Raw genomic sequence first — 25,021 nt, 5'->3', positions numbered from 1 at the left:
GCTCAGAACAGCCTCCGGGCGAGCGCGACGAGCAGGTGCGCGTCGTCCTCCAGCAGCAGCTCCCGCAACGACTTGGCCGCGGCGGCGTCCCGCACCCGGTCGAGCCCTGCCTTCGCGGTCGCCCGCGCCCAGGCGACGTCGTCGTCACGGGCCGCGGCGCACAGCCGGGCGAGCCCCTGCTCGCCCTCCACGAAGCCGAACAGGTCCGGCAGCAGCGCGGGCCAGCGCACCACGATCTCGGCCAGCAGCACCACCGCCCCGGCCTGCCGCACCTCGTCCGCGCCGACGACCGGCGCGCCGGCGCGCGCCAGCACCCGGACGTAGAACTGCCACACGGTCAGCAGCCGCTTCGCCTCCCGCGCGGACAGCTCCGGCAACGCGTCCAGCCGCCGCCGGAGGCACTGCCGGACCCGCGGGTGCCGTTCGAGCTTCGCGACATCGGTCGGCTCGCGGTCGGGCGCCACACCTTCGCCCTGACCGGGAGCCGGCACGACGGCGTCCGGTGTCGGGTCGGTGGTCGGCGCGGCGACGGCCATCGAGGGCACTGCGGCTGGTTGTGCGGACGCCGGGCGGACCACGGGGACGTCGGCCGCGTCGACCGGCCCGAGGAACCGGCTGACCAGGCCGTCCATCGTGGACCGCTCGATCCGGGGCAGCAGCACGGGCAGCTGGACCAGCTTGCGCAGGAACGTCCACCCCGGCGACGGGTCGTCGGAGTGCCGCCGCGCCCGCTCCGCGGTGAAGTCCTCCATCGCCCGGTCGACCTGCGCCGCCACCACGCCCATGTCGAGCCCGATGACGAACTTCGTCGCCGGGAACGCCTCGGACAGGAACAGGTTGATCGCCTCCAGCACCTCGCCGGCCACCTTGGCACCGCAGCGGTCGAGGTCGTCGACGAACACCACCACCGCGAGGCCGCTGTCCGCGGCGTCCACCAGCAACCGGCGGATGTCGTGCTGCAACAGGTAGAGGTAACCGGACCGCGCGTGGTACAGCGGGTCGCGCAGCGTCACGTCCGCCCCGGGTCGCGCCAGGGTGCCGCTGAGCACCGGCCCGTCCAGCAGCCCGGCGGGCGCGTGGTTCGCCGCCCGGCCGAACAGGAAGCGCGACAGGGTGTCCAGCACCGCGTACGCGACCAGCGCGACGGCGAACCACCCGGCCACCCGCGCACCGCTCGTCACCTCGACCAGGCCGAAGACGCTGAACGGCCGGTCCAGCCGCAGCAGGACCGCCGCGATCGGCACGCAGAGCGCGGCGAACGCGATCCGCAGCACCGGCGACCGGGTGCTGCGCACCAGCGAGCGGCGCAGCGGGCTCCGGTCCAGCCGGCTCCCGTTGCGCCGCAGCCAGTACCGGGCCCGGGCGTTCGCGCCGGGGTGCAGCCGCGGGCCCACCGCGCCGAGGATCGCCCGCGCCAGACCCGCCCAGACCTGGTCGCTGGACTGGTGCGCCCACGGGTTGAACCACACGGTGACGGGAGTGGTCGGCGCCCGCCCGCTCGGCACGTCCGGCTCGGGATCGGCCTTGCGCCCCAGCAGGAAGACCGCGCCCGCCACGGTCAGCCGCCGGTTGCGGCACCAGTCGCGCACCCGCGCCCGGCCGGTGGGCCGCTCCGGGCCGGGCAACGCGTCCAGCCGGTCCCGGACCATGCCCATCAACGACGTCTTGCCCGCGCCCCACGGCCCGTCCACGGCGATCACCGACGGCCCGGTCGCGTCCCGGTCCAGCGCCGCCGCGGCGGGCGACGGCGCGAGCAGGTCGACCAGCACGTCGATCCACGGACCCCGGTCCAGCGCGTCGACCCGGGCCCGCTGGTCGCCCGTGCCGACGAAGTCCAGCGCGGACCCGGTGTCGGCGTCGCGGTCGACGGCCGCGCGCCACCGCTCGGCGACCGACGGCCCCACCTCGGCCGCGACCGCCTCGACGCACATCAGCAGCGCGTCGTCCATCCCGGTCCGATCGGCGTCGCGGCCCAGCGGCCACTGCTCGACCAGGTCCGCCAGCCGTGGGGCGACCAGCGGTCGGAGGCCGCGGTCCGCCAGGGTGGCCGCGGCGAGCCGGCGCAGGAAGCCCGCCAGGTGGTCGGGGTGGGTCCGCACCCAGTGGAACGCGTCGTCCAGCACCCGCGGGTCGCTCGCCACGCTCGCGGCGAGCACCGCTTCGTGCGCCAACAACGTTGTGCCGTCCGGCGCGGGCAGCACGTCCCACCGGTCCGGCAGCTCGTCCGGCACGAGCCGGGGGAAGCCGAGGTCGGCGGCGAGCGCGCCCAGCCCGCTCGGCGGCACGCCGACCAGCGTCGCGACCAGGAGCGCCCGCGCCGCGCCGTCCCGCTCGCCGGGGACGTGGTTGAGCCGCCTCATCCACGACCGGACGACGAAGTCGGCGTACGCCGACCGCCACGTCCGGACGTCGGCGACCAGGCGCACCTGCGGCTCGGCGCCGACCAGGCTCGCCGCGACCAGGTGGTCCAGCGGGTTCCGGGTGTGGTCGAGCACGACTGCCGGCAGCACCACCCCGTCGACCAGCGCCTTCAACTCGGCCGGCCGCATCAGCCGCTGGTCGAGCGACAGGGTGGCGCGCGGGCGCTCGCCGAACCGCCCCGGCGCGGCCCGGGTCACCTCCGTCCACAGCGCGTCCGGTTCGGCGTCGTCGGCCAGCAGCAGGAGTCGCGTCCGGCCGCCGGGTGACGCGCCCAGCGCCTCGACCACTCGGCCGACCGGCGCGATCCCGGCGTGGTCGACCACCACCAAGGTCCGGGCCGCCGACGACGGGAGCAGCCCCGGGTCGGTGCTGAAACCGGCGTTCCAGCCCTCCACCGCCATCCGCGCGCACAGCTCGCGCGCCAGCCTCGTCCTGCCGGAGCCCGGGGCGCCGAAGATCATCGCGCCCGAGTGCCGGTCGGTCGACTCGCACCACCGCTCCAGCTCCCGGAAGTCCTCCGCCCGGCCGACGAACGGCGCCGGGCGCGGTTCCAGCCCCGGCCGCGCCTCGTCGTCCAGCGCGCCGAGCACGTCGGGCACCGAGCCGGAGGTGAACGGCTCGGTGTACCTGACGTGCGGGTACCGGATGAAGGACGGGCGGCGGGAGGTTCCCTCCGGGACGAGGACGACGATCTTGAAGCTGTCCTCCCGCGCCGCGTGGTCCTCGGCGAACCCCAGTTCCCGCCGGCACCTGTCCTCGACGGTGTAATCCGGCGACATCATGACGATGAACGCGTCGGCGGTGGAGATGGCGTCCTCGGCTTCGTCGGACGACCACTCGTCCGGGTAGGACGTCCCCCGCCACCACCGGGTGATGACGCCGCGGTCGCGCAGCCACGCGTCCAGCACCAGCACCGCGTCCCGGCTGGGGGACGCGTAGCTGATGAAGATCGTTCTCGCCATCGCCCGCCTCGCGTGATCACGACGTCACCGCCCTGATCGCACCGGCGAGCCGGAACGCCACAGGGCACGACAGCGATCTTGGCGCGGGTGTCGGCCGAGGTCGAATCGCGCCGTCCTCGCGTGCGGCGGCGGGGCCGGCGCCGTGCGCGACCAGCGTGGGACGTGACGGCGAGGCGGCGGCGCCGAGGACGGCGCCCGCGGCGGTTCAGCCGCCGGTGCTCTCCCGGACCACCAGCCGGAACGGCGTCCGCACCTCCTCCGGCGTCAGGGCGGTGTCCTCCACCCGCTTGCGCAGCAGGTCGACGGCGGCCTCGGCGATGGCGACCTTGTCGGGCGCGACGGTGGTCAGCGACGGACGTCCGAAGGCGCCTTCCTCGTTGTTGTCGAACCCGACCACGGCCACGTCCTCCGGCACCCGCCGCCCGTGCTCGGCCGCCGTCCGCAGCGCGCCGACGGCCAGCAGGTCGTTGAAGCAGAACACCGCGTCCGGCGGTTCGGGCAGCGCCAGCAGCCGCGCCATGGCCGTCGCGCCGTCGCCGCGGTGGTAGTTCAGGGCGGTCGCCACCAGTTCGTCCCGCACCGGCAACCCGGCCGCGGCCAGCGCCGACCGGTAGCCGCGCAGGCGTTGCGCCGCCGTGTCCCGGTACGGGTGCGCGCCGATCGCCGCGATCCGGGTGCGCCCGAGCCCCACCAGGTGGCGCACCGCCTCCTCGGCCGCGCGGACGTTGTCGATGCCGACCCGGTCGATGGGCAGGTCCACGGTGTGCTCGCCGAGCATCACCACGGGTATGCCGGGCGCGAGCGCGGCGAAGTCGCCCTCCAGCAACGCCTCCGGGCTGACGATCGCGCCGTCGATCAGGTGCGCGCCCAGCGACGCCAGGGTCGCGCGCTCGCCCTGGCGGGTGCCGAGCGTCTGCTCGATCAGCACGTTCCACTCGTGCTCCTGGGCGGCCCGCAGCACCAGCCCGGCCAGCTCGGCGAAGTAGGGGATGCCCAGCTCGGGCAGGACCAGGGCGAGGAAACCGGTGCGCCCGCGACGCAGGTTCCGCGCGCCGAGGTTGGGCCGGTAGCCGGTGGCGATCAGGGCCTCCTCGACGCGGCGTCGGTTCTCGGCCTTGACGAAGGCATGGCCGTTGACCACGTTCGACACCGTCTTCACCGACACGCCCGCGAGGGCGGCGACGTCCTTCAGCGTGGCCAACCACTGCCTCCATTCGGTGCCGGGCCTGCCGACCCAGCGGGATGCTAGCCCCGTCGACCAAGCCTTTACAACGTTGTATCAACGATGTAAAAAGCTTTCCGTGACGTGAGTCACGAACACCCGGATGATGGAGCAACCCCATGTCGCAGCTCGTCCGCGCCGGCGCCGCCCTGGCGGCGGTGACCCTCCTGATGACCGCCTGCACCGCCCGCGAGGGCCAGAACGCCCCCAGCGGCAGCGCCGGCCCCGCCGCGTCGGCCGCCGCCACCCAGTCGTCCGGAACGGGGTGCTCCCGGGAGCGGACCGGCTACCCGCGGGTCGACGTCAAGGACGCCGTCATCGGGTTCTCCCAGTCGGAGAAGGAAGCCAACCCGTTCCGCATCGCCGAGACCCGGTCCATCCGGGACGAGGCCGCGAAGCTCGGCGTCCCCGAGGACAAGCTGCTGGTCACCAACGCGCAGAGCGACCTGAACAAGCAGATCAGCGACATCAAGTCGCTGCTGGACCGGGGCGCGCAGCTGCTGGTCGTCGCACCGCTGAACTCCGACGGCCTCCAGCCCGCGCTCGACGCCGCCAAGGCCAAGCAGGTCCCGGTCGTCACGGTCGACCGCAAGGTCAACTCCAAGCCCTGCGAGGACTACCTCACGTTCATCGGCTCCGACTTCGTCGACCAGGGCAAGCGCGCCGCCGAGGCGATGGCGAAGGCGACCGGCGGGACCGGCAAGGTGGCGATCCTGCTCGGCTCGTCGGGCAACAACGTCACCGTCGACCGCACCAAGGGCTTCAAGGACAACCTGCCCGCGGGCCTGACCGTGGTCGCCGAGCAGACCGGCGAGTTCGACCGCTCCAAGGGCCAGACCGTGATGGAGCAGCTGATCCAGTCCAACCCGGACATCACCGCCGTGTACGCGGAGAACGACGAGATGGGCATCGGCGCGGTCACCGCGCTGCGCGCCGCGGGCAAGACCCCCGGCGAGGACGTCAAGGTCGTGTCGGTCGACGGCACGCGCAACGCCGTGCAGCTCGTCGCCGACGGCGCCTACAACGCGGTGATCGAGTCCAACCCGCGGTTCGGCCCGCTGGCCTTCCAGACGTTGCAGGACTTCGCCGACGGCAAGGCCATCCCGGAGAACGTCATCATCTCCGACGACCAGTACGACGAGTCCAACGCCACCGCCAAGCTGGGGAACGCGTACTGATGGCGCTGGAGGTCTCCGACGTCACCAAGGAGTTCGTGGGCGTCCGCGCCCTGGACCGGGTGTCGTTCAAGGTGGAGCCGGGGGAGGTGCACGCCCTGGTCGGCGAGAACGGCGCCGGCAAGTCCACCCTCATCAAGGTGCTGACGGGCGTGCACCGCCCCACCTCCGGCGTTCTGCTGCACCGCGGCGAGCCCGTGGTGTTCACCAAGCCCGCGGACGCGCGGCGGGCGGGCATCTCCACGATCTACCAGGAGGTGAACCTGGTGCCGCTGATGAGCGTGGCGGGCAACCTGTTCCTGGGTCGCGAGCCGCGCCGGTGGGGGCTGGTCGACTGGCGGAAGGTCAACGCCGACGCTGCCGAGCTGCTGGCCGGGTACGGCATCGTCACCGACGTCCGCCGCCCGCTGGGGACGCTCGCGGTCGGCGCGCAGCAGATGGTCGCGCTGGCGCGGGCGGTCGCGGCGGCGGACGACGTCGACGTGGTGATCATGGACGAGCCGACGTCGTCGTTGGAGCCGCGCGAGGTCGAGACGCTGTTCTCGGTCGTCCGGCGGCTGCACGAGCGCGGTACCGCGATCGTCTACGTCAGCCACCGGATGGACGAGCTGTACCGGATCTGCGACCGGGTCACCGTGCTGCGCGACGGCCGTCGCGTGCACACCGGGCCGCTGGCCGACCTGTCGCGGCTGGAACTGGTGTCCATGATGCTCGGCCGCGCGGTCGGCGACATCCGCGAGCACGGCGTGACCGCGTTCGGCGAGGACCACCACGCGGGCCGCGAGCCGGTGCTCCAGGCCAGGGGCCTGACCAGCGGTCGACGGCTGCGCGACGTGTCGGTGTCGATCCGGCCCGGCGAGGTCGTCGGCCTGGCCGGGCTGCTCGGCTCCGGCCGCTCGGAGACCGCGCGGGCCGTCATCGGCGCGCTGCCGCTGGACTCCGGCGACGTCCTGGTCGGCGGCAGGGCGGTCGGCTCCGGCGTGCCGGGCGCGATGCGGGCCGGGATCGCCATGCTCGCCGAGGACCGCAAGGCCGACGGCATCGTCCCCACCCTGTCGGTGCGGGAGAACATCGTGCTCGCCGCCCTGCCGCGGCTGTCCCGCTTCGGCGTGGTCAGCCGCGCGAAGCAGGACCGGATCGTGGAGGCGTTCGTCCGGCGGCTGCGGATCAAGGTGTCCAGCCCGGAGCAGAAGGTCGCCGAGCTGTCCGGCGGCAACCAGCAGAAGGTGCTGCTGGCCCGGTGGCTGTGCACGCAGCCGGAGGTGCTGCTGCTGGACGAGCCGACCCGCGGCATCGACGTGGGCGCGAAGGCCGAGGTGCAGGCGCTGATCGACGAGCTGGCCGGTGAGGGGCTCGCGGTGCTGCTGATCTCGTCGGAACTGGAGGAGCTGCTGGACGGCGCGGACCGGATCGTGGTGCTCAAGGACGGCGCGGTCGCGGGTGAGCTGGTCGGCGACCAGGTGACCCAGGACAACGTGCTCGCGGCGATCGCCGCCGGCGACACCGGGACGGGGGAGTCGTGACCGCGCTCGCGCTCGACCGCCACCGCACCGCGCGGTGGCTGCAGGAGTACGGCGTCTACGCGGCCGTAGCGGCGCTGCTGCTGTTCAACATCGCGTTCACGGCGAACTTCCTGTCCATCGGCAACTTCCGCACCCAGCTCGTGCAGGCCGCGCCGGTGTGCGTCGTGGCGCTCGGCATGGCGCTCGTCATCGGCACCGAGGGGGTGGACCTGTCGGTCGGCGCGGTGATGGCGCTGTCCGCCGCCGTCATCCCGCTCTACCTCGGCTACGGCCCGCTGCCCGCCGTGGCCGTCGCCCTGGCGGCGGGGCTCGTCGCGGGCGCGTTCAACGGCGTGCTCGTCGCGAACCTCGGCGTCCAGCCGATCGTGGCGACCCTGGCGCTGCTGGTCGGCGGCCGGGGCCTGGCCCTGGTGATCGCCGACGGGCAGCTCACCCAGCTGCACGACCCGGCGTTCCTGTGGCTGGGCAGCGGCGACGTGCTCGGCGTCCCGGTCAGCGTGCTCGCCGCCGGGGTGTTCGCGGTGCTCGTGGCCCTGCTGGTGGGGCGGACCACGTTCGGCAGGCAGCTGGTCGCGATCGGCGGCAACCGGGCGGCGTCCGCGCTGGCCGGCCTGCCGGTGCGGCGGGTGCTGATCGGCGTGTACGTGATCTGCGGCGTCCTGGCCGCGGTGGCGGGCGTGCTGTCCACCGCACGCCTGTCGGCGTCGGACCCGGCCGACATCGGCATGCTGGTGGAGCTGTCCGCCATCACCGCCGTGGTGGTCGGCGGCACGCCGTTGACCGGCGGCCGGGTCCGGGTGCTCGGCACCGTCATGGGCGCGCTGCTCATGCAGCTGGTCGCGGCCACGCTGATCAAGCACGACCTGCCCTACTCGACCGCGCAGATGGCGCAGGCCGCCATCATCGTCGGCGCGGTCTACCTGGCCCGTGAGCGGAGCAGCCGATGACCGTCGTGGACGCGAAGGCGCGCCGGGCGTCCTGGGTGAGCGTGCTGCAGCGGCAGGGCGCCACCGTGGCGCTGGTGCTGATGGTGGTCGTGGCGTGGCTGTCGTTCCCCCGGTTCGGCAGCCTCGACAACGTGCGCGACATCGCGTTGCAGAGCTCGTTCCTGGCGGTCGTGGCCCTCGGGATGACGTTCGTCATCATCACCGGCGGCATCGACCTGTCGGTGGGCTCGGTCTACGCGCTGGGCGGCGTGCTGGCCGCGTACGGGTCGCAGTGGGGCTTCCTCGCCGCCCTGCTGCTGCCGCTGGTGGTGTGCGGGCTGATCGGCCTGCTCAACGGGGTGCTGGTGGCGCGGACCGGGATGGCGCCGTTCATCGTCACCCTGGCCACCCTGCTGTTCGCCCGGGGCCTGCTGCTGGCGATCACCTCCGAGGGCGCCACCACCTACCGGATCGCCGACGGCTCGGCGTTCCTCGAACTGGGCCGGGGCACGCTGTTCGGCTTCGGCTACCCGGTGTTCGTCGCGCTGGCCCTGGCCGTCGCGGGCGGCGTGCTGCTGCGCCGCACCGCGTTCGGCCAGTCGGTGTTCGCGGTCGGCGGCGCGGAGCACTCCGCGCTGCTGATGGGCCTGCCGGTGGCCCGGACCAAGGTCCTCGTGTATGTGATGTCGGGCTTGCTGTCCGGCCTCGCGGGCGCGATGACGGCGGCCTACCTCCAGTCGGGGGTGACCGTCATCGGCGTCGGCCTGGAGCTGGACGCCATCGCCGCGGTCGTCATCGGCGGCACCCTGCTGACCGGCGGCCTCGGCACCGTGCTGGGCACGGTCATCGGCGTGGCGCTGCGGACCGTGATCCAGAACGTGATCAACCAGATCGGCACGCTGGACAGCAACTACCAGTCCGTGGTCAGCGGCGCGTTCCTGCTGGTGGTGGTCGTGCTCCAGCGCTCGCTGGCCAAGGCGCCAGACAGATAGTCCCCTGCTACCAGAACCTGGAGCTGCCGATGTCGACCGCTTCCCTGCCCTGGTTCACCGGCGCAGTCCTCGCCGGGCTGCTCGTCGCCGCGCCGCCACCCCCCGCGGTGGCGGCCGCGGCGCCCGACCTGCCGACCGCTGTGGCCGGCAACCCGTTCACCGACGGGTGGTACGCAGACCCGGACGTCGCGGTGTACGGCGACCGGTACTGGGTGTTCCCGACCACCTCGAAGACCTACGCCGAGCAGACCTACCTCGACGCGTTCTCCTCCACCGACCTGGTGCGCTGGACCAAGCACCCCAACGTGCTCACCGTGGCGAACGTCTCGTGGGCGAAGTACGCGGTGTGGGCGCCCGCCCCCATCACCCGCAACGGCAAGTACTACCTGTACTTCGCCGCCAACGACATCCAGGACAACTCGCAGCTCGGCGGCATCGGCGTGGCCGTCGCCGACCGGCCCGAGGGCCCGTACCGCGACGCCATCGGCCGCCCGCTCGTCTCGCAGTTCCACAACGGCGCGCAGCCCATCGACCAGGACGTCTTCATCGACGACGACGGTCAGGCGTACATGTACTACGGCGGCCACAGCCACGCCAACGTGGTCAAGCTCAACGCCGACATGACGAGCATCGGCACGTTCCCGGACGGCAGCACCTACAAGGAGATCACGCCGTCGGGCTACGTCGAGGGCCCGCAGATGTTCAAGCGGAACGGCAGGTACTACCTGATGTGGTCCGAGGGCGGCTGGACCGGCCCGGACTACTCGGTGTCCTACGCGATCTCCGACTCGCCGACCGGGCCGTTCGCCAAGCTCGACAAGGTGCTCGCGCAGGACCCGGCGGTGGCGCGCGGCTCGGGGCACAACTCGGTGATCAACGTGCCGGGCACCGACACCTGGTACGTCGTCTACCACCGCCGGCCGCTGAGCGAGACCGACGGCAACCACCGCCAGCTCGCCTACGACCGCATGCACTTCAACGCCGACGGCACGATCCGCCGGGTCGCCATGCGGGTCCAGGACGACTTCTCCGACGACAACGCCCTGGGCTGGAAGACCTACGGCGGCACGTGGACGGCCACCGGCGGGCAGTACCGCACGGGCTCGTCGGCCGGCGGCAAGGCGCTGCTGGACACCAACTTCGCCGACTTCACCCAGGACACCGCCGTCACGGTCACGTCCGGCGGCGGTGACGCGGGCCTGGTCTTCCGCGCCACCAGGCCGGCGGTCGGCGCCGACAGCTACGCCGGCTACTACGCGGGCATCAGCCCCGCCGGGCGGGTGGTCCTCGGCCGGGCGGACAACTCCTGGACCCAGCTGGGCTCCGCGCCGCTGACCGTCACCCCTGGCGTCGCGCACCGGATGCGGGTCACCGCCGTGGGCACGTCGATCAAGGTGTTCGTGGACGACATGGCCACGCCCAGGATCAGCGTCACCGACGCCGCCCACAGCAGCGGCGCGAACGGCGTGCGGGTGTACAACGCCGCCGCGGCGTTCGACGACCTGTCCGTCCAACCGGCCACCGCGGGCGGGACCAACCTGGCGCAGGGGCGGCCTGCCACCGGCTCGACGCCCTGCTCGCCGACCGAGGGCCCCGAGAAGGCGGTCAACGGCACGGTGAACGGCGGCAACTCCGACAAGTTCTGCTCCAGCGCGGCCGGTCCGTGGCTGCGCGTCGACCTCGGCGCGACCAGGTCGATCAGCCGGTTCGAGGTCGCCCACGCCCAAGCGGGTGGCGAGCAGGCCGCGTTCAACACCAGGGCGTTCACCCTGTCGGTGTCGGACGACGGCGTGACCTGGCGGCGGGTCGTCCAGGTCGCCGACAACACCGCGGCCACCAGCGCGCACCCGGTCACCGGCGTGTCCGGCCGGTACGCGCGACTGGACGTGACCACCGCCACGAACGGGGCCGACGCCGCCGCGCGCGTCTACGAGCTCCGGGTGTTCGGCTGACCCTCCGCCGCCCGACCTCCCCTCCCTCCCGAAGGAGTCCGATGCACCGATTCGTCGCCCCCGTGGCGGCCGTGCTGGCCGTGCTCGGCGGTCTCGCCGCCGTCGCGCCCGCCTCGGCCGCCGTCGTGCCGAAGACGCCGCCGCTGTCCACGCCGTGGACCGGCCAGGTGTCCACCACCAACCCCCTGCCGGAGTACCCCCGCCCGCAGATGACCCGTCCGGACTGGCAGTCGCTCAACGGCGAGTGGCAGTTCCTCAACCCCGCCACCGACGGCGCGGGCAACGTCAACCGGTACGCGGCGCCGCCGCTCGGCCAGACCCTGCCCGAGCGCGTCCTGGTGCCTTACCCGATCGAGTCGGCGCTGTCCGGCATCATGCGCAACGACAACCGCGACCTGATGTTCTACCGCCGCACGTTCACCGTCCCGCAGTCCTGGGCCGGGCGGCGCGTGCAGCTGCACTTCGGCGCGGTCGACTACGAGGCCACGGTCTGGGTCAACGGCGCCCAGGTCACCACGCACAAGGGTGGCTACGACCGGTTCGAGGTCGACATCACGCCGCAGCTCAACGGCGGCACGAACGAGATCGTGGTGCGCGTGTACGACCCGACCGACGGCCGGGGCGAGAAGCAGCCGATCGGCAAGCAGACCAACAACGCGAGCGGCATCTTCTACACGCCGTCGTCGGGCATCTGGCAGACCGTCTGGCTGGAGCCGACGGCGGCGTCCTCGATCTACTCCGTGGACGTCCACCCGAACCTGGCGAACAACACCGCCCGGGTCCGGGTCTTCACCCGCGGCGACGTCACCGGCCACACCGTGCTGGCCGAGGCGATGGCCGGCTCCACCGTCGTGGGCAGCGCCAGCGGCGGGTTCACCGAGTTCTCGGTGCCGGTGCCCAACGCCCGGCGGTGGTCGCCCGACGACCCGTACCTGTACAACCTGCGCGTGTCGCTGCGCAACGCCTCCGGCGGCGCCGTCGACCAGGTGGTGAACTACTTCGGCATGCGCGAGGTGGGCAAGAAGGTGGTCGACGGCGTCCTGCGGCCGACCCTGAACGGCGAGTTCGTGTTCCAGGTCGGCACGCTGGACCAGGGCTTCTGGCCGGACGGCCTCTACACCGCGCCGACCGACGCGGCGCTGGCGTTCGACCTGCAGAAGCACAAGGACCTCGGCTTCAACATGGTCCGCAAGCACATCAAGGTGGAACCGGCCCGCTGGTACTACCACGCCGACCGGCTCGGCCTGCTGGTGTGGCAGGACGTCCCGTCCACGCAGGCGTTCGACGCCAACCGGACGCCGGCGCAGATCGCCCAGTTCGAGACCGAGGCCCGCGAGATCGTCGACGAGCACCGGTTCTCCCCGGCCGTGATCGCCTACGTGCCGTTCAACGAGGGCTGGGGCGAGTGGAACCTCGCCGAGACCCAGCGCGTCACCACGAGCCTGGAGAACCACGACCCGACCCGGTTGATGAACGCGCACAGCGGCTACAACTGCTGCGCCTCCAAGGGCGACCCCGGGACCGGCGACATGATCGACTGGCACGTCTACACCGGGCCCGACGCGCCGCGGCCCTCGGCGTCGCGGTTCTCCGTGCTGGGCGAGTTCGGCGGGATCGGGCTGCGCAACCCCGGTCACGAGTACAGCCCCAACGGCCAGTTCTTCGCCTACGAGCAGGTCTTCAGCACCGCGCAGCTCAACGACCGCTACACCGGCATGGTCCGCGACGTGCAGCAGTTGATGACCACCAAGGGCGTCTCCGCGTACATCTACACGGAGATCACCGACGTCGAGGGCGAGTACAACGGCCTGTTCACCTACGACCGGCGCGTGCAGAAGGTGGACACCAACCAGGTCCGCGCCGCGCACGCCGGGCTGATCAACGCCTCGCGCAACCTGAACTCGCCGGTGCGCCTCACCCCCGGGCACGTCCGGTCGTTCCGGGTGACCACGCCCGGCTACACCGACCGGTACCTGCGGCACGCCAACTCCGCCGGCCGCACCGACGTGATCGGCGCCGGGAGCGCGGACGGCGCCCGGCAGGACGCGTCGTTCCGGACCGTCACCGGGCTGGCCGACGCGCGCTGCCACTCGTTCGAGTCGGTCAACCAGCCGGGCCGCTACCTGCGGCACGCCGACAGCCGGGTGCGGCTGGACGCGAACACCGGCGGCTCGTTCGCCGCGGACGCCACCTGGTGCGCGCGGCCGGGCCTGGCGGCGGGCGGCACGTCGTTCGAGTCGCTGAACTTCCCGGGCGCCTACCTGCGCCACTACGCCGAGAACGCCTACCTGGCCCGCAGCGGCGGACCGAACCCCTGGGACTCGGCGACCGGCTTCGCCGCCGACGCCACCTGGAACGCGGCCGACCCGGCGCTGTGGCGCAGCTCCGTGCTGCTGGCCACGAACGTGCGCCAGTCGTTGCGGGTCACGACGTGGGGCCACACCGACAAGTACCTGCGGCACGCCGGCAGCCTGGCCTACACGGAAGTGGTGAGCAGCGGCAGCAGCGCGTTGCTCAAGGCCGACGCCACCTACACGGTCCGGCGCGGTCTGGCCGACTCGTCCTGCTACTCGTTCGAGTCGGTCAACTTCCCGGGCCAGTTCCTGCGGCACGCCGACAGCCGGGTGCGCAACTCGCCCGACGACGGCTCGGCGCTGTTCCGGGCCGATGCCACGTTCTGCGCGCGGCCGGGTGTCGGCGGCGCCGGCGTGACGTTCGAGTCGATCAACCAGCCGGGGTGGTTCCTGCGGCACTACGAGTCGCAGGTCTTCATCTCGTCGGGCGGTGATGCGGGCTTCAACCGGCCGCAGACCCTCACCGCCGACAGCAGTTGGGCGCTGGCCGCGCCCTGGGCGCCGTAATCGGGTGACCGGCCGTGGTGGGCAGCACGCCACCACGGCCGGTCTTCCCTCAGAGCAGCGCCACCACGCCGCAGGTGGCGGCGGCGACGGCGGCCGAGCCGGGCAGGGTCAGCACCCAGCCCTTGGCGATGTCGGCGGCCACCGACCAGCGCACCGCGGAGCGGCGGGTGGTCGCGCCGACGCCCATCACGGCCGACGTGATCACGTGCGTGGTGAAGATCGGCGCGTGGAACGCGAACACGGTCAGGTGCAGCACCGAGGACGCGGACAGCTCGGCGGCGAAGCCGTGCGGCGGGGTCGGGTGGAAGATCCGCCTGCCCAGCGTGCGCATGAACCGCAGCCCGCCCGAGCAGGTGCCCGCCGCCAGCGCCGGCGCGCAGGCCACGATCACCCGGAACGGCACGGAGCAGCAGGCCGACGACCGGCGAGATCACCATCGGCAGGACGACCTTCTCCAGCACGCCCGCCCAGTGCACCGTGGTGACCGAGGCCAGCACGGCCCCGGCCAGCGCGGCGCGCAGCGTGAGCGCACGCGTGGACACCGCGCCGGCGATGGGGTTGGCCGCGTCGTGGAAGCCGTTGGTGAAGTCGAAGGCGAGGGCGAGCACCAGCCCGGCGGTGAGCATGAGGATTCCTTCACCGCGATCGAGTGCACGACGTCCTTGAGCTTCATCACCTCAAGGGCGTCGCGCCGGCCGTTGAACAGCTCGGAGAGCAGCCGCCGGTAGACCTGGTCGGCCTCGTTCTCCAGCTCGTCGACCTCGACCCAGGCGGCCGGCGTGTCCCCGGCGGCATCACCCGAACGCGGCTCCCCGCGGTGTTCGGAGGAGGTTCCCGACCGCGGCCGGCGGGAACCCGGAGCCGGACGACCGGAACGCGGCGGACGCCGTGCGGTCCCGGTGACACGACGGCGCACGGGAGGTGTCCGAGCATGGGAGCGGCAGCGGGCCACGACGAGCAGCGACTCCTGGACGAGATCGAGCGCGAGCTGACCGCCACCGACCCGGCGCTGGCCGTGGCGCTGAGCACGCTGTCACCGGTGCGGCGACCGGTGTGGCAGTGGATGGCGCTGGCCGTCACCGGCCTCGCCCTGCTGCTGCTCGGCTGGCTGCTGGGCGTGTCGGCGCTGGTGGTGCTGGGCACCGGGTGCGCGTTCGGCGGCTCGGTGGTGGCGGTGTGGCAGACGTTGGGCGGGGGCGCGCACGACGGGTGAGGGCGGCCGGCCGAGCCGGAGGTCAGCCGAGGCGGAAGTCGGCCACCCGGATCGGTGACGGCGTGGCGCCGGTGGAGGTCCGCTGGTACTGCACCGACAGGACGCCGTCCACGGCGACGCGCGAGGTGTCGACGTTGACCTCCCCGAACGCGCGCAGCGGCGCGGGGTCGAAGGCGGTCGTCCAGTCGGTCCACCCGGCGGCCCGGCTCGCCGTGACGATCCGGCCCCTCGGCATGACGAGGTGGGCGTTGTCGGCGTGGTCGAGGACCAGCTTGGTGCGCTGAGTGCTGCCGGGCGGGACCGGGACCTGCTGCTTGATCCAGCCGCCCGGGCCGCGCCGGAGGTGGAACACCCGGCCGTGCCGCGCGCGGTCGCGCGGGTAGTCCGTGACGCGGTGGTCGGGGACGTAGCTGATCAGCACGTGCGGCGCGCCGGTGGAGTCGACGGCCAGGCTCTCCTGGTTCATCAACCCGTGGTCCGGCCCGAGCGGGTCGACGACGATCCCGGGGGAGGACACGCCCACCGGCTCGCCCCCGGTGGTCCCCGAGGTCGCGCCGGTGTCGTCGTGCCAGGTGCGGCCCCGGTCGTCGCTGTAGAGGTAGCCGGTGTCGTGGTTGGCGAGGCCGCCGCGGTCGCGCAGCACGGCGGCGTCGCCCTCGCGCCAGGTGAACGCGGTGTGCAGGCGTCCGCGCCGGTCGTAGACCAGGCCGTGCAGGTACATGTTGCGGGTGGTGGACACCGCCCCGTTGGGCGCGCGGTAGTCGCCGGTGGCGGAGGACCACGCGCCGAGCGCGTGCCACCGGCCGCCGGTGTGCTCGGCGAGTTCGTTGACGCCGTCACCCGAGCGGCCGGTGCGGTAGCTGAGCTGCAACGCCCCCTCGGGCGTGACGAGGAACTGCGGGTAGGTGATGTCGCCGAGGTCGAGCCCGCCCAGGGTGCGCCGCACCTCCCCGAAGACCGAGGGCGTCCACGGCCGCGTCGCCACGTCCGGCGCGGACCGGGTGTAGAAGATCCGGTTGTCGTGGGTGTCCATGGCGACGTGCAGGGCGCCGTCGGTCGGCGAGATTCCCAGCGAGATCACGTTGTGGGAGTCGTCGGCCCGCAGGCGGTGGGGCAGCGGGACGTGCTCCCACGGCCCGTCGAGCGGTCGGCGGGCCACGACGGCGTGCCGACTGGCGGTGTACCAGGTGGCGTACTGGAGCCCGGCGTGGGTGAGCAGCGCGTCCTGCTGGAAGAAGTTGTTGTTCACCACGCCGTCGTAGGACACGAAGAACAACGCGGACGCGTCCAACTCCGTGTCCGACACCAGGGTCACCCGAGGGGCGGTCACCAGGGGCTCCGCCAGTCGGGCCGACGTCGGCGGAGCAGCGCCTCCAGGTAGAAGTAGTCGCCCCACAGGTTGCCCTCGTCCACGCCGACGTTCTTGGGCTTGTCGTAGACGCCGTGCAGCAGCAGGGCGTTGGACGTGCCGTCGTGCGCGGTGGAGTAGCCGGTCGCCAGGCTGGCCAGGATGGCGTCGCCCTCGGCGCGGTAGCGCGGCGCGGCGGTGTCGCCGCCGAGCTGGTCGGCCAGCTCGTCGAGCGCGCAGACGGCGATGGCGGCGGCCGAGGAGTCGCGTTCCTGGTCGCTGCCGTCGGTGAAGACCAGGTCCCAGTAGGCGACCCGGTCCTCGGGCAGTCGGGTCAGGAAGCGGTCGGCGCACCGCCGGGCGGCGTCGAGGAACGCGCGTCGTCCGGTGTGGCGGTGGGCCAGGGCGAAGCCGTAGACGCCCCACGCCTGCCCGCGGGCCCAGCACGAGCCGTCCTCGTGGCCCTGCTCGGTGGTGCCCTTGAGCGGTTCGCCGCTGTCGGCGTCCCAGTAGTAGGTGTGGAACGTGGTGCCGTCCGGGCGGATGATGTGGCGTTCGAGCTGTTCGGTGTGCCGGACGGCGGCCTCGGCGTAGCGCGCGGAACCGGTGGTCTCGGCCGCCCAGTACAGCAGCGGCATGTTCATCAGGCTGTCGATGATCGTGCGACCGCGTTGCAGCGGGTCGGTGAGGTCGCCCCACGCCTGCACGATGCCCGCCGGTTCCAGGAACCGGGTCATCAGGTGGTCGGCGGCGTCCAGGGCGGCGCGGCGGGCGCGCGGGTGGTCGAACAGCCGCGCCGGCGTCACGCACGAGAGCGTGTAGAGGAAGCCCAGGTCGTGGGTGTCGAGGTCGACGCCGTCGGCGACGCGGTCGGCGAAGGCGTCGACCTGGTCGCGGGCGGCGCCCAGCACGTCGTCGTCGCGGGTGCCCTCCCAGGTCAGCCAGAGCATCCCCGGCCAGAAGCCGGTGGTCCACCCGACGTTGGAGCCCTCCGGCCGGCCGTCACGGGCGGTGCGCGGCCGGTAGACACCCGCGGTGGTGGTGTCGTCGGGGTACCAGGCGGCGAAGTCGGCGAGGTTGCCGCGCACCGTCGCCACGGCGGCGGTCCAGGCCGCGTCCAGGACGTCGGTGGTGACGGGCACGGCGCGGTCGGCTTCCGCGGACACAGGTTTCTCCCTCGGGACGGGTGACGGGGACGGCGCGTGGGCTAGGGCGTGGTGCGGACGGGCTGCAGGGTCGCGCGGCTGCCCACCCAGACCACGTACAGCGCCGGGCCGGTGAGCAGGGCGACCGCCAGGACGGGCGCGGCGGTCACGGCGGCTGCCAGCACCCACAACGCGACCAGCGACGTGGCGGTGAAGTGCGGCGCGCGCACGGCCAGGGCCAGGCAGGCGGGCAGGAGCCGGCGGACCGGCAGGTCGGGGCGCTCGACCACGGCGGTGAGCGCGACCAGGGCCGTCACGGTGGTGAGCGCGGCGAGGACGGCCAGGACGGGGATGGCGACGGCGCCGACCGACGTGCCCCAGGCGGCGCGGATGTCGACCGCCACGACGAGCAGCAGCGCGGTCGCGGCGCCGGACACCGCCAGGGCGCGGCGGGCGTGCTGCCGCCAGGCGCGCAGGTAGCCGCGCACGACGGGCGCGCCGCCGTCCCGCGCGGCGGCGGTGAACACCGCGTGGGCGGCGGCGACGGCCGGACCCAGCAGCGGGGCGGTCGGCAGCAGCAGCGGCCAGGTCGTCGTCACGGGGGTGAGCAGCAGGACGGCCAGCAGCGGCGCGGTCGCGCCCACGACGAGCGCGCTGGTGGCCAGCAGGGTGTAGGCGGTGCCGAACACCCGGTCGTAGGTCTCGTGCTTCACGGTGCTCAACCCTTCATGCCGCTGGTGGCGATGCCCTGGACGAAGTACTTCTGGCCGAGCAGGAACACGATCGCGACGGGCAGCACGGACAGCACCGACCCGGTCATGATCAACGCGTGCTCGGCGCTGTACTCGCTGACGAACGTCTTGAGGCCGAGCTGGATCGTCCACAGGTCGGGGTCGCGCAGGTAGATCAGCGGCCCGAGGTAGTCGTTCCACGTCGTCACGAGCGTCAGCAGCGCCAGGCTGGCCAGCGCCGGCACCGACAGCGGCAGCACGATCCGGAAGTAGATGCCGTACTCGCTCAGGCCGTCCACGCGGGCGGCCTCGCACAGCTCGTCGGGGATCGTGGCGTAGTACTGGCGCATCAGGAACACGCCGAAGGCGCCGAACGCCTGGAGCGCGATGATCGACCAGAGCGTGTCGGTCAGGCCGATCTCGGACATGAAGATGAACTGCGGGATCATGTACGCCTGCCACGGCACGGCGATCGTGCCGATGTAGAGCACGAACAGCAGGTTGCGGCCGGGGAAGCGGGCCTTGGCGAACCCGTAGGCGGCGAAGCTGCCGGTGAACAGCTGCAGGAACGTGACCACGACCGACAGCACGACGGTGTTCCTCAACCACACCAGCATGTCGGAGACGCGCCAGATCTCCAGGTAGTTGCGCCACCGCGGCACGTCCGGCAACCACGTGACCGGGTTGGTGAAGACGGTGTTGGAGGTCTTCAGCGACGAGGAGACCATCCAGAAGAACGGCAGCAGCAACGCGGCCGCCGCCACGACGAGCGCCGCGTAGCCCAGCACCTTGCCGACCGGGAACGAACCCCTGCCGACGCGGTGGTCGTCCAGCGCGGTCATGCGGCCCTCCTGCGGTTGACGGCGAACTGCACGACGGTGACCAGCATGCAGAGCGCGAACAGCACGACGGAGATCGCGGAGGCGTAGCCGAACCGGTTCTCCACCAGGCCCTTCTGGTAGATGTACTGCGACAGCACCAGCGTGGACTGGCCGGGCCCGCCGTTGGTCATCACCAGGATCAGGTCGAACACCTTGAAGCTGCCGATGGTGAGCATCACGGTGACGAAGAACGTGGTGGGGCGCAGGCACGGCAGGGTCACGTTGCGGAAGCGCTGCCAGGCGGTGGCGCCGTCGATGCGCGCGGCCTCGTGCAGCTCGGGCGGCACGGTCTGCAGCCCGGCCAGGAACAGCAGCATGTAGTAGCCCATCTCCCGCCACACGCCGACGATGATCACCGCGGGCATGGCCCAGTCCGACGACGCGGTCCAGCCGGGCGGGTCGTCCACCCCGAACAGGCCGAGGATCTGGTTCAGCGGACCGGCGTCCTTGCTGAACAGCAGGTTCCACGCGATCGCGATGGCCACGATCGAGGTGATGTAGGGGAAGAACGCGGCGGTGCGGAAGAAGGCCACGCCGCGCAGCTCGCGGTTGAGCAGCAGGGCCAGGCCCAGCGACAGCACCAGCGTGAGCGGGATGTGCAGCGCCGAGTAGTACAGGGTGTTGAGCAGCGCCCGGTGGAAGCTCTTGTCGGCCAGCAGGCGGGTGAAGTTGTCCAGGCCGATCCACTTGGCCGTGCCGAACACGTTCCAGTTGGTGAACGAGATGTAGAACAGCGCGACGACCGGGCCCAGGGTCAGCAGGCCGAACCCGAGGAAGTTCGGCAGGATGAAGGACACGCCCTCCAGCGACCGGCGCGCCTTGTGCCACCGCTTCGCGCGGACCGCGCTCGCGGGTGGGTCGCCGACCGTCGTGGTGCTCATCGGTGTTGTGCTCCTGCGTAGGTGGGGTTCGTGGGGACCGGCGCGGGTCCGGCCCTCCCGGCCGGACCCGCGGTGCGGATCACTGCGCCTCGATGACCTCCTCGCGCGCCCGGGTCCCGGCCTGCTGGAGGGCCTCGTCCACCGGCGTGCTGCCGGACATGATCGCGGAGTGGGTTTCGAGCAGGATGTTCTGCAGCGCGGCCGTCATCGGGGAGACGGGGTTCTCCGCCTTGGTCTCGTGGTTCTCGAACGCGAAGCGGGACAGCTCGTCGGTCGGCACGCCCGGCACCTCGAAGTACGCCTTCGTCACCGAGTCCGACAGCGTCGCGGGCGTGATGCCGATGGAGGCCAGTGCCGCGGCGCCGCCCTCGCCCGCGGCGAACGCCAGGAACTTCTTGGCCGCCGCGACCTTGCCCTCGTCGATCCCGGCGTTGATGCCCATGCCGGTGGGGTCGCCGAAGGTGACCGGCTTGTCCTTGGTGCTCTCGTCGCGCTGCGGCGCCGGCGCGAAGCCCCACTGGAACGCCTGCGCGTCGCCGGACTTCTGCTGGGCGACGAGCGTGGCCACGTACCAGCTGCCCATCACCATCGTCGCGGCCTGCTGGGTGCCGAACTGCGCCTGGTACTGGAGGGTGTTGGTGGTGGCCGTGCCGTAGTCCACCTGCTCGCCGGACGCCTGCTGCTCCAGGGCGCGCTCGTAGTAGGGCTTGAGGTAGCCGTAGTCGCCGCTGGTCAGCTCGGCCCCCGGCGACTGCGCCAGCGCCAGGCCCTGCACCGTCGACTGCCACACGTGCTGGTAGGCGGCCTTCGCCGGGGAGCCCGCCGCCTTCAGCCCGGTGTCGAGGTCGGTGGTGGCCGTCTCGTACTGCGCCCACGTCCACGTGGCGTCGGGCGGCGTCACGCCGGCCTTCGCGAACAGGTCCTTGTTGTAGTACAGGTACCAGGAGTCCTGCCGGTAGGGGATGGCGAACGTCGCTCCGTCCACCTCGTAGTTGCCCAGGCCGTTGACGTCGCCGCCGAGCCCGCCGGCGACGTCGGAGACGTCCAGCAGCTGCTCGCCGCTCTGGTAGGTGAAGAAGTGCTTGAGGGTCTTCAGGACGAAGACGTCCGGTCCGCTGCCCGCGGCGAGGTCGGCGGTGAGCTGGGTGTCGTAGTTGGTGGGGTCGTACTCCTTGAACTCCACCGTGATGTCGGGGTTCTGGGCGTGGAAGGTCTCGGCGAGCTTCTTGAACTCCGGGGTGGAGTTCAGGCTCCACGCGCTCATCGACAGGGTGACCGGACCACCGCTGTCGGAGCCTCCGCCCGAGCCGCACGCGGTGGCGACGAGGGCGAGGGCGGCGACGGCGGCGGCGATGACGGTCCGTCGGGGGTGCCTGCGTTGCATGGTTCCTTCACTTCCTGGTAGGGCCACGGGGGAGCGGGCGAGGCGGTGCGGGCGTCAGGGCAGCGCGACCCGGGTCAGCGCGCCGTCGGGCCACCGGGCGGTGACGTGGGTCGTCGGGCCGTCGTGCCGGAGTTCGACCCCCGGCTCGGCCGACCAGGGCGCGTGGTCGCGGGTCAGCTCCACCAGGACGGCGAACCACTCGCCGACGACGACCGGGTGGCGCAGCCACGGGACGGCGGCGACCGGGCCGAGGGGACTGGCGTCGGCGCGGGTCGTCACCCCCGAGTCCGTGACGTCGCCCAGCAGGGCGACCAGCGTCGATCGGCTCCTGTCGGCGCCGAGGGCGCTCGGCGCGCGCGGTCGGTCGGTGTCGGCGGGCGCGCCCGCCACCGGCCAGCCGGACACGCGCAGCGCCGTCGGCGGGCGGTCTTCGGCGACGCGGTCGACGCGGACCAGGCGCACCTCCCACGGGCCGCGGACGAGGGAGCGCGCGGTGATCGCCCCGGCGTCGTGGCTGCGCCCCAGCCACCCCGTCCCGTGCTGGTGCGGTTGCACCTCGTCGGGTTCGAACCAGCGCACCGCGCCGCCGGACGAGCCGACGCCGACGGGCACGCCGTCCGCGTCGACGACCCGGACCCCGCCGACGTCCATCCCGGCCCGGTGGGTGCCGCGGCCCTCGGCGTCGACCAGCACGACGGCCTGGTCCCGCGGGTCGACCCAGCTGTCGGGGTCGAGCAGGGGGCTGGTGGCGGTGGAGTAGCCGAAGCGCGCGTAGAGCGGGGAGTCGCCTTTGGTGTCACCGGGGACGGTGTGGTCCGTGCCGTGGTTGGCGACCCGGACCACGCCGTCGGCCGCCGTGCCGCTGAGCAGCCAGCCCGGCGCCCTGACCGCCCGGACGAAGTCGCCCCGCTCGACCGGCAGCGGCAGCTCGTCGGCCGCCCACACCGGGTGGTCGGCGGGCAGGGCGAGGCCGAGCATCCCCTTGACCGCCCAGTACGGCGAGCCCGTTCCGGAGTAGGACTGCGCGATCCGCGGCCACGGCCCGTGCCAGCCCAGGTTCAGCAGCCCGCTCTTGTCGGGCGCACCGCGGTCCACGAAGTGGCGCACCACCCCCGTCGCGGCCCGGCGCAGGACGCCGAGCGGGGTGGAGGGGACGTTGGCGAGGGCTCCGACCCAGAAGGGCGCGGCGGCGGCGAACCGGTAGGTCAGGCTGCGGCCCTGGATCAGCGGCGAGCCGTCCGCGCCGACCAGGTGGACGGCGTCGAGCAGGAAGCGGTCCAGCAGCGCGACGTCCCGTTCGCGGCGGGCACCGGCGAGGTCGGCCGCGCCCGCCATGCGGGCCCACAGGACCGGGTAGAGGTGCAGCGCCCAGCCGACGTAGTGGTCGAACGCCCGCTCGTGGCCGTCGGACATCCAGGCGTCCTCGCGCAGGAAGCCGTCGTGGGCGGCGAGGTCGTCGGCCACGTCGTCGGCCGACCACGGGCCGCCGACCGAGCGCAGGAACGTCTGCACGACCAGCCGGAACCAGACCCAGTTGATCCGCGGGTACGTCCGGTCGCCCACGGCGTGCGCCAGGTAGTCCACCACCTGCTCCTGCACCACCGGGTCCAGGCGGTCCCACAGCCAGGGGCGCGTCAGGTCGAGGGTGAGCGCGAGGGAGGCGGCCTCGACCTTGGCCTGGCCGTGCTCGTCCAGGCGGACCCAGCGCTCGGGGGAGTGCGGGTCGGCGCCCGCGGCGATGCCCTCGGCGTAGAACTCGGCGAGGTTGTCCGGGTCCGCGCCGCGCTCGCCCGCGATCCGGAAGCCGGCGAGCAGGAACGTCCGGGCGAAGCCCTCCAGCGCGTCGACGTCGGCGCCGTACCCGCCGGTGGGGCCGGGCAGGGCGATGCGCGCGTGCCGGGGCGAGCTGTGCGGGCGGACCGCGCGCAGCACGTCGTCGGCCAGGGCGGCCCACCGGTCGCGGGTCCAGGTGGCGGCAGCGTCGGTCGGCGCGGGCGAAGATGGCGGCATGGGTCCCGTCCTCCAGCGTCGGACGTCGTTCGATCACAGCGGTGCGCACTTGCTTTCGCTTTTGATCGCTTGAAGTGCTAAAGAGTAAATACGTGCACGAGTGATCGTGTCAAGAGTCACAGGGCGTCCTCTTGATCGGACTCGGGCGCTCCGCCGGGCGCGGCCTGTCGCGGCACGTCGTCCTCGGCGGCCGGCGACATAATGGACGCGATCAACGACAGGAGGACCAACGGTGACGAGAGCGCGCACGGGGACCGGTTCCGCTGGGGTGGGTGCGCCGTGAACCCCGAGTCGCGCACCCTCGCCGCCGACCGCCGCGCGTCCATCCTGGAGGCGCTGCACCGCGACGGCACCGTGCGGATCTCCGACCTGAGCGAGAGGTTGGGCGTCACCCCGGTCACCCTGCGCCGCGACATCGCCCACCTCGCGGGCGAAGGGCTGCTGCGCCGCGTGCACGGTGGCGCGACGCTCCGCCTCACCGAAGCCGGGCCGCACGGCGCGCGGCCGGTCGACGCGGCGGTCGAGCGCGCGAGCCAGGGCGCCGCCGGGATGCTGGTGCCGTCACTGGACTACTACTGGCCCGAGGTGGTCCGCGGCGCGGAGGAGGAGGCGTCCGGGCACGGGTTGCAGGTGCTGCTGCGCGGGTCGTCCTACGAGAGCGCCGACGACCGCCCGCAGCTGGAACGCCTGCTGGACAACGAGGACGTGTGCGGCCTGATCGTCGCGCCGAGCCTGACCGCCCCGAGCGCCGAGACGACGCTGGAGTGGCTGAGCACGCTCGACACGCCGGTGGTGCTGGTCGAGCGCGCGGTGACGGCGGGGCCGCGGCACGCGGTGGTGGAGTCCGTCGTCACCGACCACGCGCTGGGCGCGGCGATGGCCGTGCACCACCTGGCCGGTCTGGGCCACCGCCGGGTCGGTGTCGTCACCAGCGAGAACAGCCCGACCTCGCCGCACGTGCGGCACGGTTGGCGGGACGGGTGCGAGGCGGCGGGGCTGGAACCGGGGTCCGCTGTGGACGCCGCCGTGCCCAGGCCCGCCACGTCCGGTTGGGACGCCGCGCTGGACGAGGTGCTGGACCAGCTGGCCGCGACCGGGACCACAGCGGTGCTCGTGCACGCCGACGCCGAGGCGATGGCCCTCGTCCAACGGGCCGAGCAGCGCGGCGTGCGGGTGCCGTCGGACCTGTCGGTGGTGGCCTACGACGACGAGGTGGCGGCGTTGTTCACGCCCGCGCTGACGGCGGTGCGACCGCCCCGGCGCTCGATCGGGCGGGCGGCGGTGTCGCTGCTGGCGGCCCGGTTGGCCGAACCGGACCGCCCGACGCACCGGGTGGTGATCACGCCGTCGTTGCGCGTGCGCGGCTCGACGGCCCCGCCGCCCGGCTGACCCCG

At 72.9% G+C, this 25,021-nt stretch carries 18 protein-coding genes; 8 read left to right on the top strand and 10 right to left on the bottom strand.

Annotated elements, in window-relative coordinates; genetic code table 11:
• Positions 1-2: 2 nt before the first annotated feature.
• The gene (locus AB0F89_RS27745) at positions 3-3,383 is read right to left on the bottom strand and encodes a P-loop NTPase fold protein (protein ID WP_367128555.1); all 3,381 of its coding nucleotides are present in this window, start codon (positions 3,381-3,383) and stop codon (positions 3-5) included.
• A gap of 205 nt (positions 3,384-3,588) precedes the next feature.
• Positions 3,589-4,584, bottom strand: coding sequence for a LacI family DNA-binding transcriptional regulator (locus AB0F89_RS27740; RefSeq protein WP_367128554.1), 996 nt, complete (start codon positions 4,582-4,584; stop codon positions 3,589-3,591).
• Positions 4,585-4,724: 140 nt separating this feature from the next.
• Between AB0F89_RS27740 and AB0F89_RS27735 the strand changes: the two genes are divergently transcribed.
• Genes AB0F89_RS27735 through AB0F89_RS27710 form a run of 6 tightly spaced genes read left to right on the top strand, consistent with a single transcriptional unit; the run spans position 4,725 to position 14,034 of the window.
• On the top strand, positions 4,725-5,783 hold the full coding sequence (locus AB0F89_RS27735) for an ABC transporter substrate-binding protein (protein WP_367128553.1): 1,059 nt from the start codon (positions 4,725-4,727) through the stop codon (positions 5,781-5,783).
• Positions 5,783-7,303, top strand: a complete 1,521-nt coding sequence (locus tag AB0F89_RS27730; protein WP_367128552.1) for a sugar ABC transporter ATP-binding protein — start codon at positions 5,783-5,785, stop codon at positions 7,301-7,303. Before AB0F89_RS27735 ends, AB0F89_RS27730 begins: the two co-directional genes overlap by 1 nt.
• Entirely contained in the window at positions 7,300-8,250 is a 951-nt protein-coding gene (locus tag AB0F89_RS27725) for an ABC transporter permease (RefSeq protein WP_367128551.1), read from the top strand. The genes AB0F89_RS27730 and AB0F89_RS27725 overlap by 4 nt, the downstream gene beginning before the upstream one ends.
• Positions 8,247-9,221 carry an ABC transporter permease gene (locus tag AB0F89_RS27720; protein WP_367128550.1) on the top strand — a complete coding sequence of 325 codons (975 nt, stop codon included), beginning with the start codon at positions 8,247-8,249 and terminating at the stop codon, positions 9,219-9,221. The genes AB0F89_RS27725 and AB0F89_RS27720 overlap by 4 nt, the downstream gene beginning before the upstream one ends.
• A 29-nt stretch (positions 9,222-9,250) precedes the next feature.
• A complete protein-coding gene (locus AB0F89_RS27715) occupies positions 9,251-11,173 on the top strand; it encodes a family 43 glycosylhydrolase (RefSeq protein WP_367128549.1) in 1,923 nt (640 codons plus the stop codon).
• A gap of 41 nt (positions 11,174-11,214) precedes the next feature.
• Complete coding sequence (locus tag AB0F89_RS27710; RefSeq protein WP_367128548.1) at positions 11,215-14,034, top strand: AbfB domain-containing protein; 2,820 nt, start codon at positions 11,215-11,217, stop codon at positions 14,032-14,034.
• A 49-nt stretch (positions 14,035-14,083) separates the two neighbouring features.
• Here the strand turns inward: AB0F89_RS27710 and AB0F89_RS27705 are convergent, their stop codons facing one another.
• Entirely contained in the window at positions 14,084-14,437 is a 354-nt protein-coding gene (locus AB0F89_RS27705; RefSeq protein ID WP_367128547.1) for an anion permease, read from the bottom strand.
• 528 nt (positions 14,438-14,965) lie between these two features.
• Between AB0F89_RS27705 and AB0F89_RS27700 the strand changes: the two genes are divergently transcribed.
• On the top strand, positions 14,966-15,247 hold the full coding sequence (locus AB0F89_RS27700) for a DUF3040 domain-containing protein (protein ID WP_367128546.1): 282 nt from the start codon (positions 14,966-14,968) through the stop codon (positions 15,245-15,247).
• A gap of 22 nt (positions 15,248-15,269) precedes the next feature.
• Here AB0F89_RS27700 and AB0F89_RS27695 read toward each other — a convergent pair whose 3' ends face one another.
• The 7 genes from AB0F89_RS27695 to AB0F89_RS27665 all read right to left on the bottom strand — a co-directional run bounded on the left by AB0F89_RS27695 (position 15,270) and on the right by AB0F89_RS27665 (position 23,627).
• Positions 15,270-16,577: a BNR repeat-containing protein gene (locus AB0F89_RS27695; RefSeq protein WP_367128545.1), complete on the bottom strand. Its 1,308-nt coding sequence runs from the start codon at positions 16,575-16,577 to the stop codon at positions 15,270-15,272.
• Positions 16,574-17,761, bottom strand: a complete 1,188-nt coding sequence (locus tag AB0F89_RS27690) for a glycoside hydrolase family 88 protein (RefSeq protein WP_367128544.1) — start codon at positions 17,759-17,761, stop codon at positions 16,574-16,576. Before AB0F89_RS27690 ends, AB0F89_RS27695 begins: the two co-directional genes overlap by 4 nt.
• Positions 17,762-17,802: 41 nt before the next feature.
• Positions 17,803-18,453, bottom strand: coding sequence for a hypothetical protein (locus tag AB0F89_RS27685; protein ID WP_367128543.1), 651 nt, complete (start codon positions 18,451-18,453; stop codon positions 17,803-17,805).
• A gap of 5 nt (positions 18,454-18,458) precedes the next feature.
• Positions 18,459-19,313 (bottom strand): carbohydrate ABC transporter permease, encoded by an 855-nt coding sequence (locus tag AB0F89_RS27680; protein WP_367128542.1) that lies wholly within the window; start codon positions 19,311-19,313, stop codon positions 18,459-18,461.
• Positions 19,310-20,233, bottom strand: coding sequence for a carbohydrate ABC transporter permease (locus tag AB0F89_RS27675; protein WP_367128541.1), 924 nt, complete (start codon positions 20,231-20,233; stop codon positions 19,310-19,312). The genes AB0F89_RS27680 and AB0F89_RS27675 overlap by 4 nt, the downstream gene beginning before the upstream one ends.
• 79 nt (positions 20,234-20,312) lie before the next feature.
• Positions 20,313-21,617, bottom strand: a complete 1,305-nt coding sequence (locus tag AB0F89_RS27670) for an ABC transporter substrate-binding protein (RefSeq protein ID WP_367128540.1) — start codon at positions 21,615-21,617, stop codon at positions 20,313-20,315.
• Positions 21,618-21,671: 54 nt separating this feature from the next.
• Positions 21,672-23,627, bottom strand: coding sequence for a DUF2264 domain-containing protein (locus tag AB0F89_RS27665; RefSeq protein WP_367128539.1), 1,956 nt, complete (start codon positions 23,625-23,627; stop codon positions 21,672-21,674).
• Between the two features lie 279 nt (positions 23,628-23,906).
• Here AB0F89_RS27665 and AB0F89_RS27660 point away from each other — a divergent pair, with 279 nt between their 5' ends.
• Positions 23,907-25,016 (top strand): substrate-binding domain-containing protein, encoded by a 1,110-nt coding sequence (locus tag AB0F89_RS27660; protein WP_367128538.1) that lies wholly within the window; start codon positions 23,907-23,909, stop codon positions 25,014-25,016.
• The last annotated feature ends 5 nt before the right edge of the window (positions 25,017-25,021 follow it).

Source organism: Saccharothrix sp. HUAS TT1, assembly GCF_040744945.1.
GTDB lineage: Bacteria > Actinomycetota > Actinomycetes > Mycobacteriales > Pseudonocardiaceae > Actinosynnema.
Note: the sequence above shows the minus strand (reverse complement) of the source record. Positions and strands in the feature narration are given on the sequence as shown.

Excerpts from the sequence above, each read along its gene's own strand:
- AB0F89_RS27710 (WP_367128548.1), top strand. The coding sequence starts at position 11,215 with ATGCACCGATTCGTCGCCCCCGTGGCGGCCGTGCTGGCCGTGCTCGGC.
- AB0F89_RS27745 (WP_367128555.1), bottom strand. The coding sequence starts at position 3,383 with ATGGCGAGAACGATCTTCATCAGCTACGCGTCCCCCAGCCGGGACGCG.
- AB0F89_RS27670 (WP_367128540.1), bottom strand. The coding sequence starts at position 21,617 with ATGCAACGCAGGCACCCCCGACGGACCGTCATCGCCGCCGCCGTCGCC.
- AB0F89_RS27680 (WP_367128542.1), bottom strand. The coding sequence starts at position 19,313 with ATGACCGCGCTGGACGACCACCGCGTCGGCAGGGGTTCGTTCCCGGTC.
- AB0F89_RS27715 (WP_367128549.1), top strand. The coding sequence starts at position 9,251 with ATGTCGACCGCTTCCCTGCCCTGGTTCACCGGCGCAGTCCTCGCCGGG.
- AB0F89_RS27730 (WP_367128552.1), top strand. The coding sequence starts at position 5,783 with ATGGCGCTGGAGGTCTCCGACGTCACCAAGGAGTTCGTGGGCGTCCGC.
- AB0F89_RS27665 (WP_367128539.1), bottom strand. The coding sequence starts at position 23,627 with ATGCCGCCATCTTCGCCCGCGCCGACCGACGCTGCCGCCACCTGGACC.
- AB0F89_RS27735 (WP_367128553.1), top strand. The coding sequence starts at position 4,725 with ATGTCGCAGCTCGTCCGCGCCGGCGCCGCCCTGGCGGCGGTGACCCTC.
- AB0F89_RS27675 (WP_367128541.1), bottom strand. The coding sequence starts at position 20,233 with ATGAGCACCACGACGGTCGGCGACCCACCCGCGAGCGCGGTCCGCGCG.
- AB0F89_RS27700 (WP_367128546.1), top strand. The coding sequence starts at position 14,966 with ATGGGAGCGGCAGCGGGCCACGACGAGCAGCGACTCCTGGACGAGATC.
- AB0F89_RS27720 (WP_367128550.1), top strand. The coding sequence starts at position 8,247 with ATGACCGTCGTGGACGCGAAGGCGCGCCGGGCGTCCTGGGTGAGCGTG.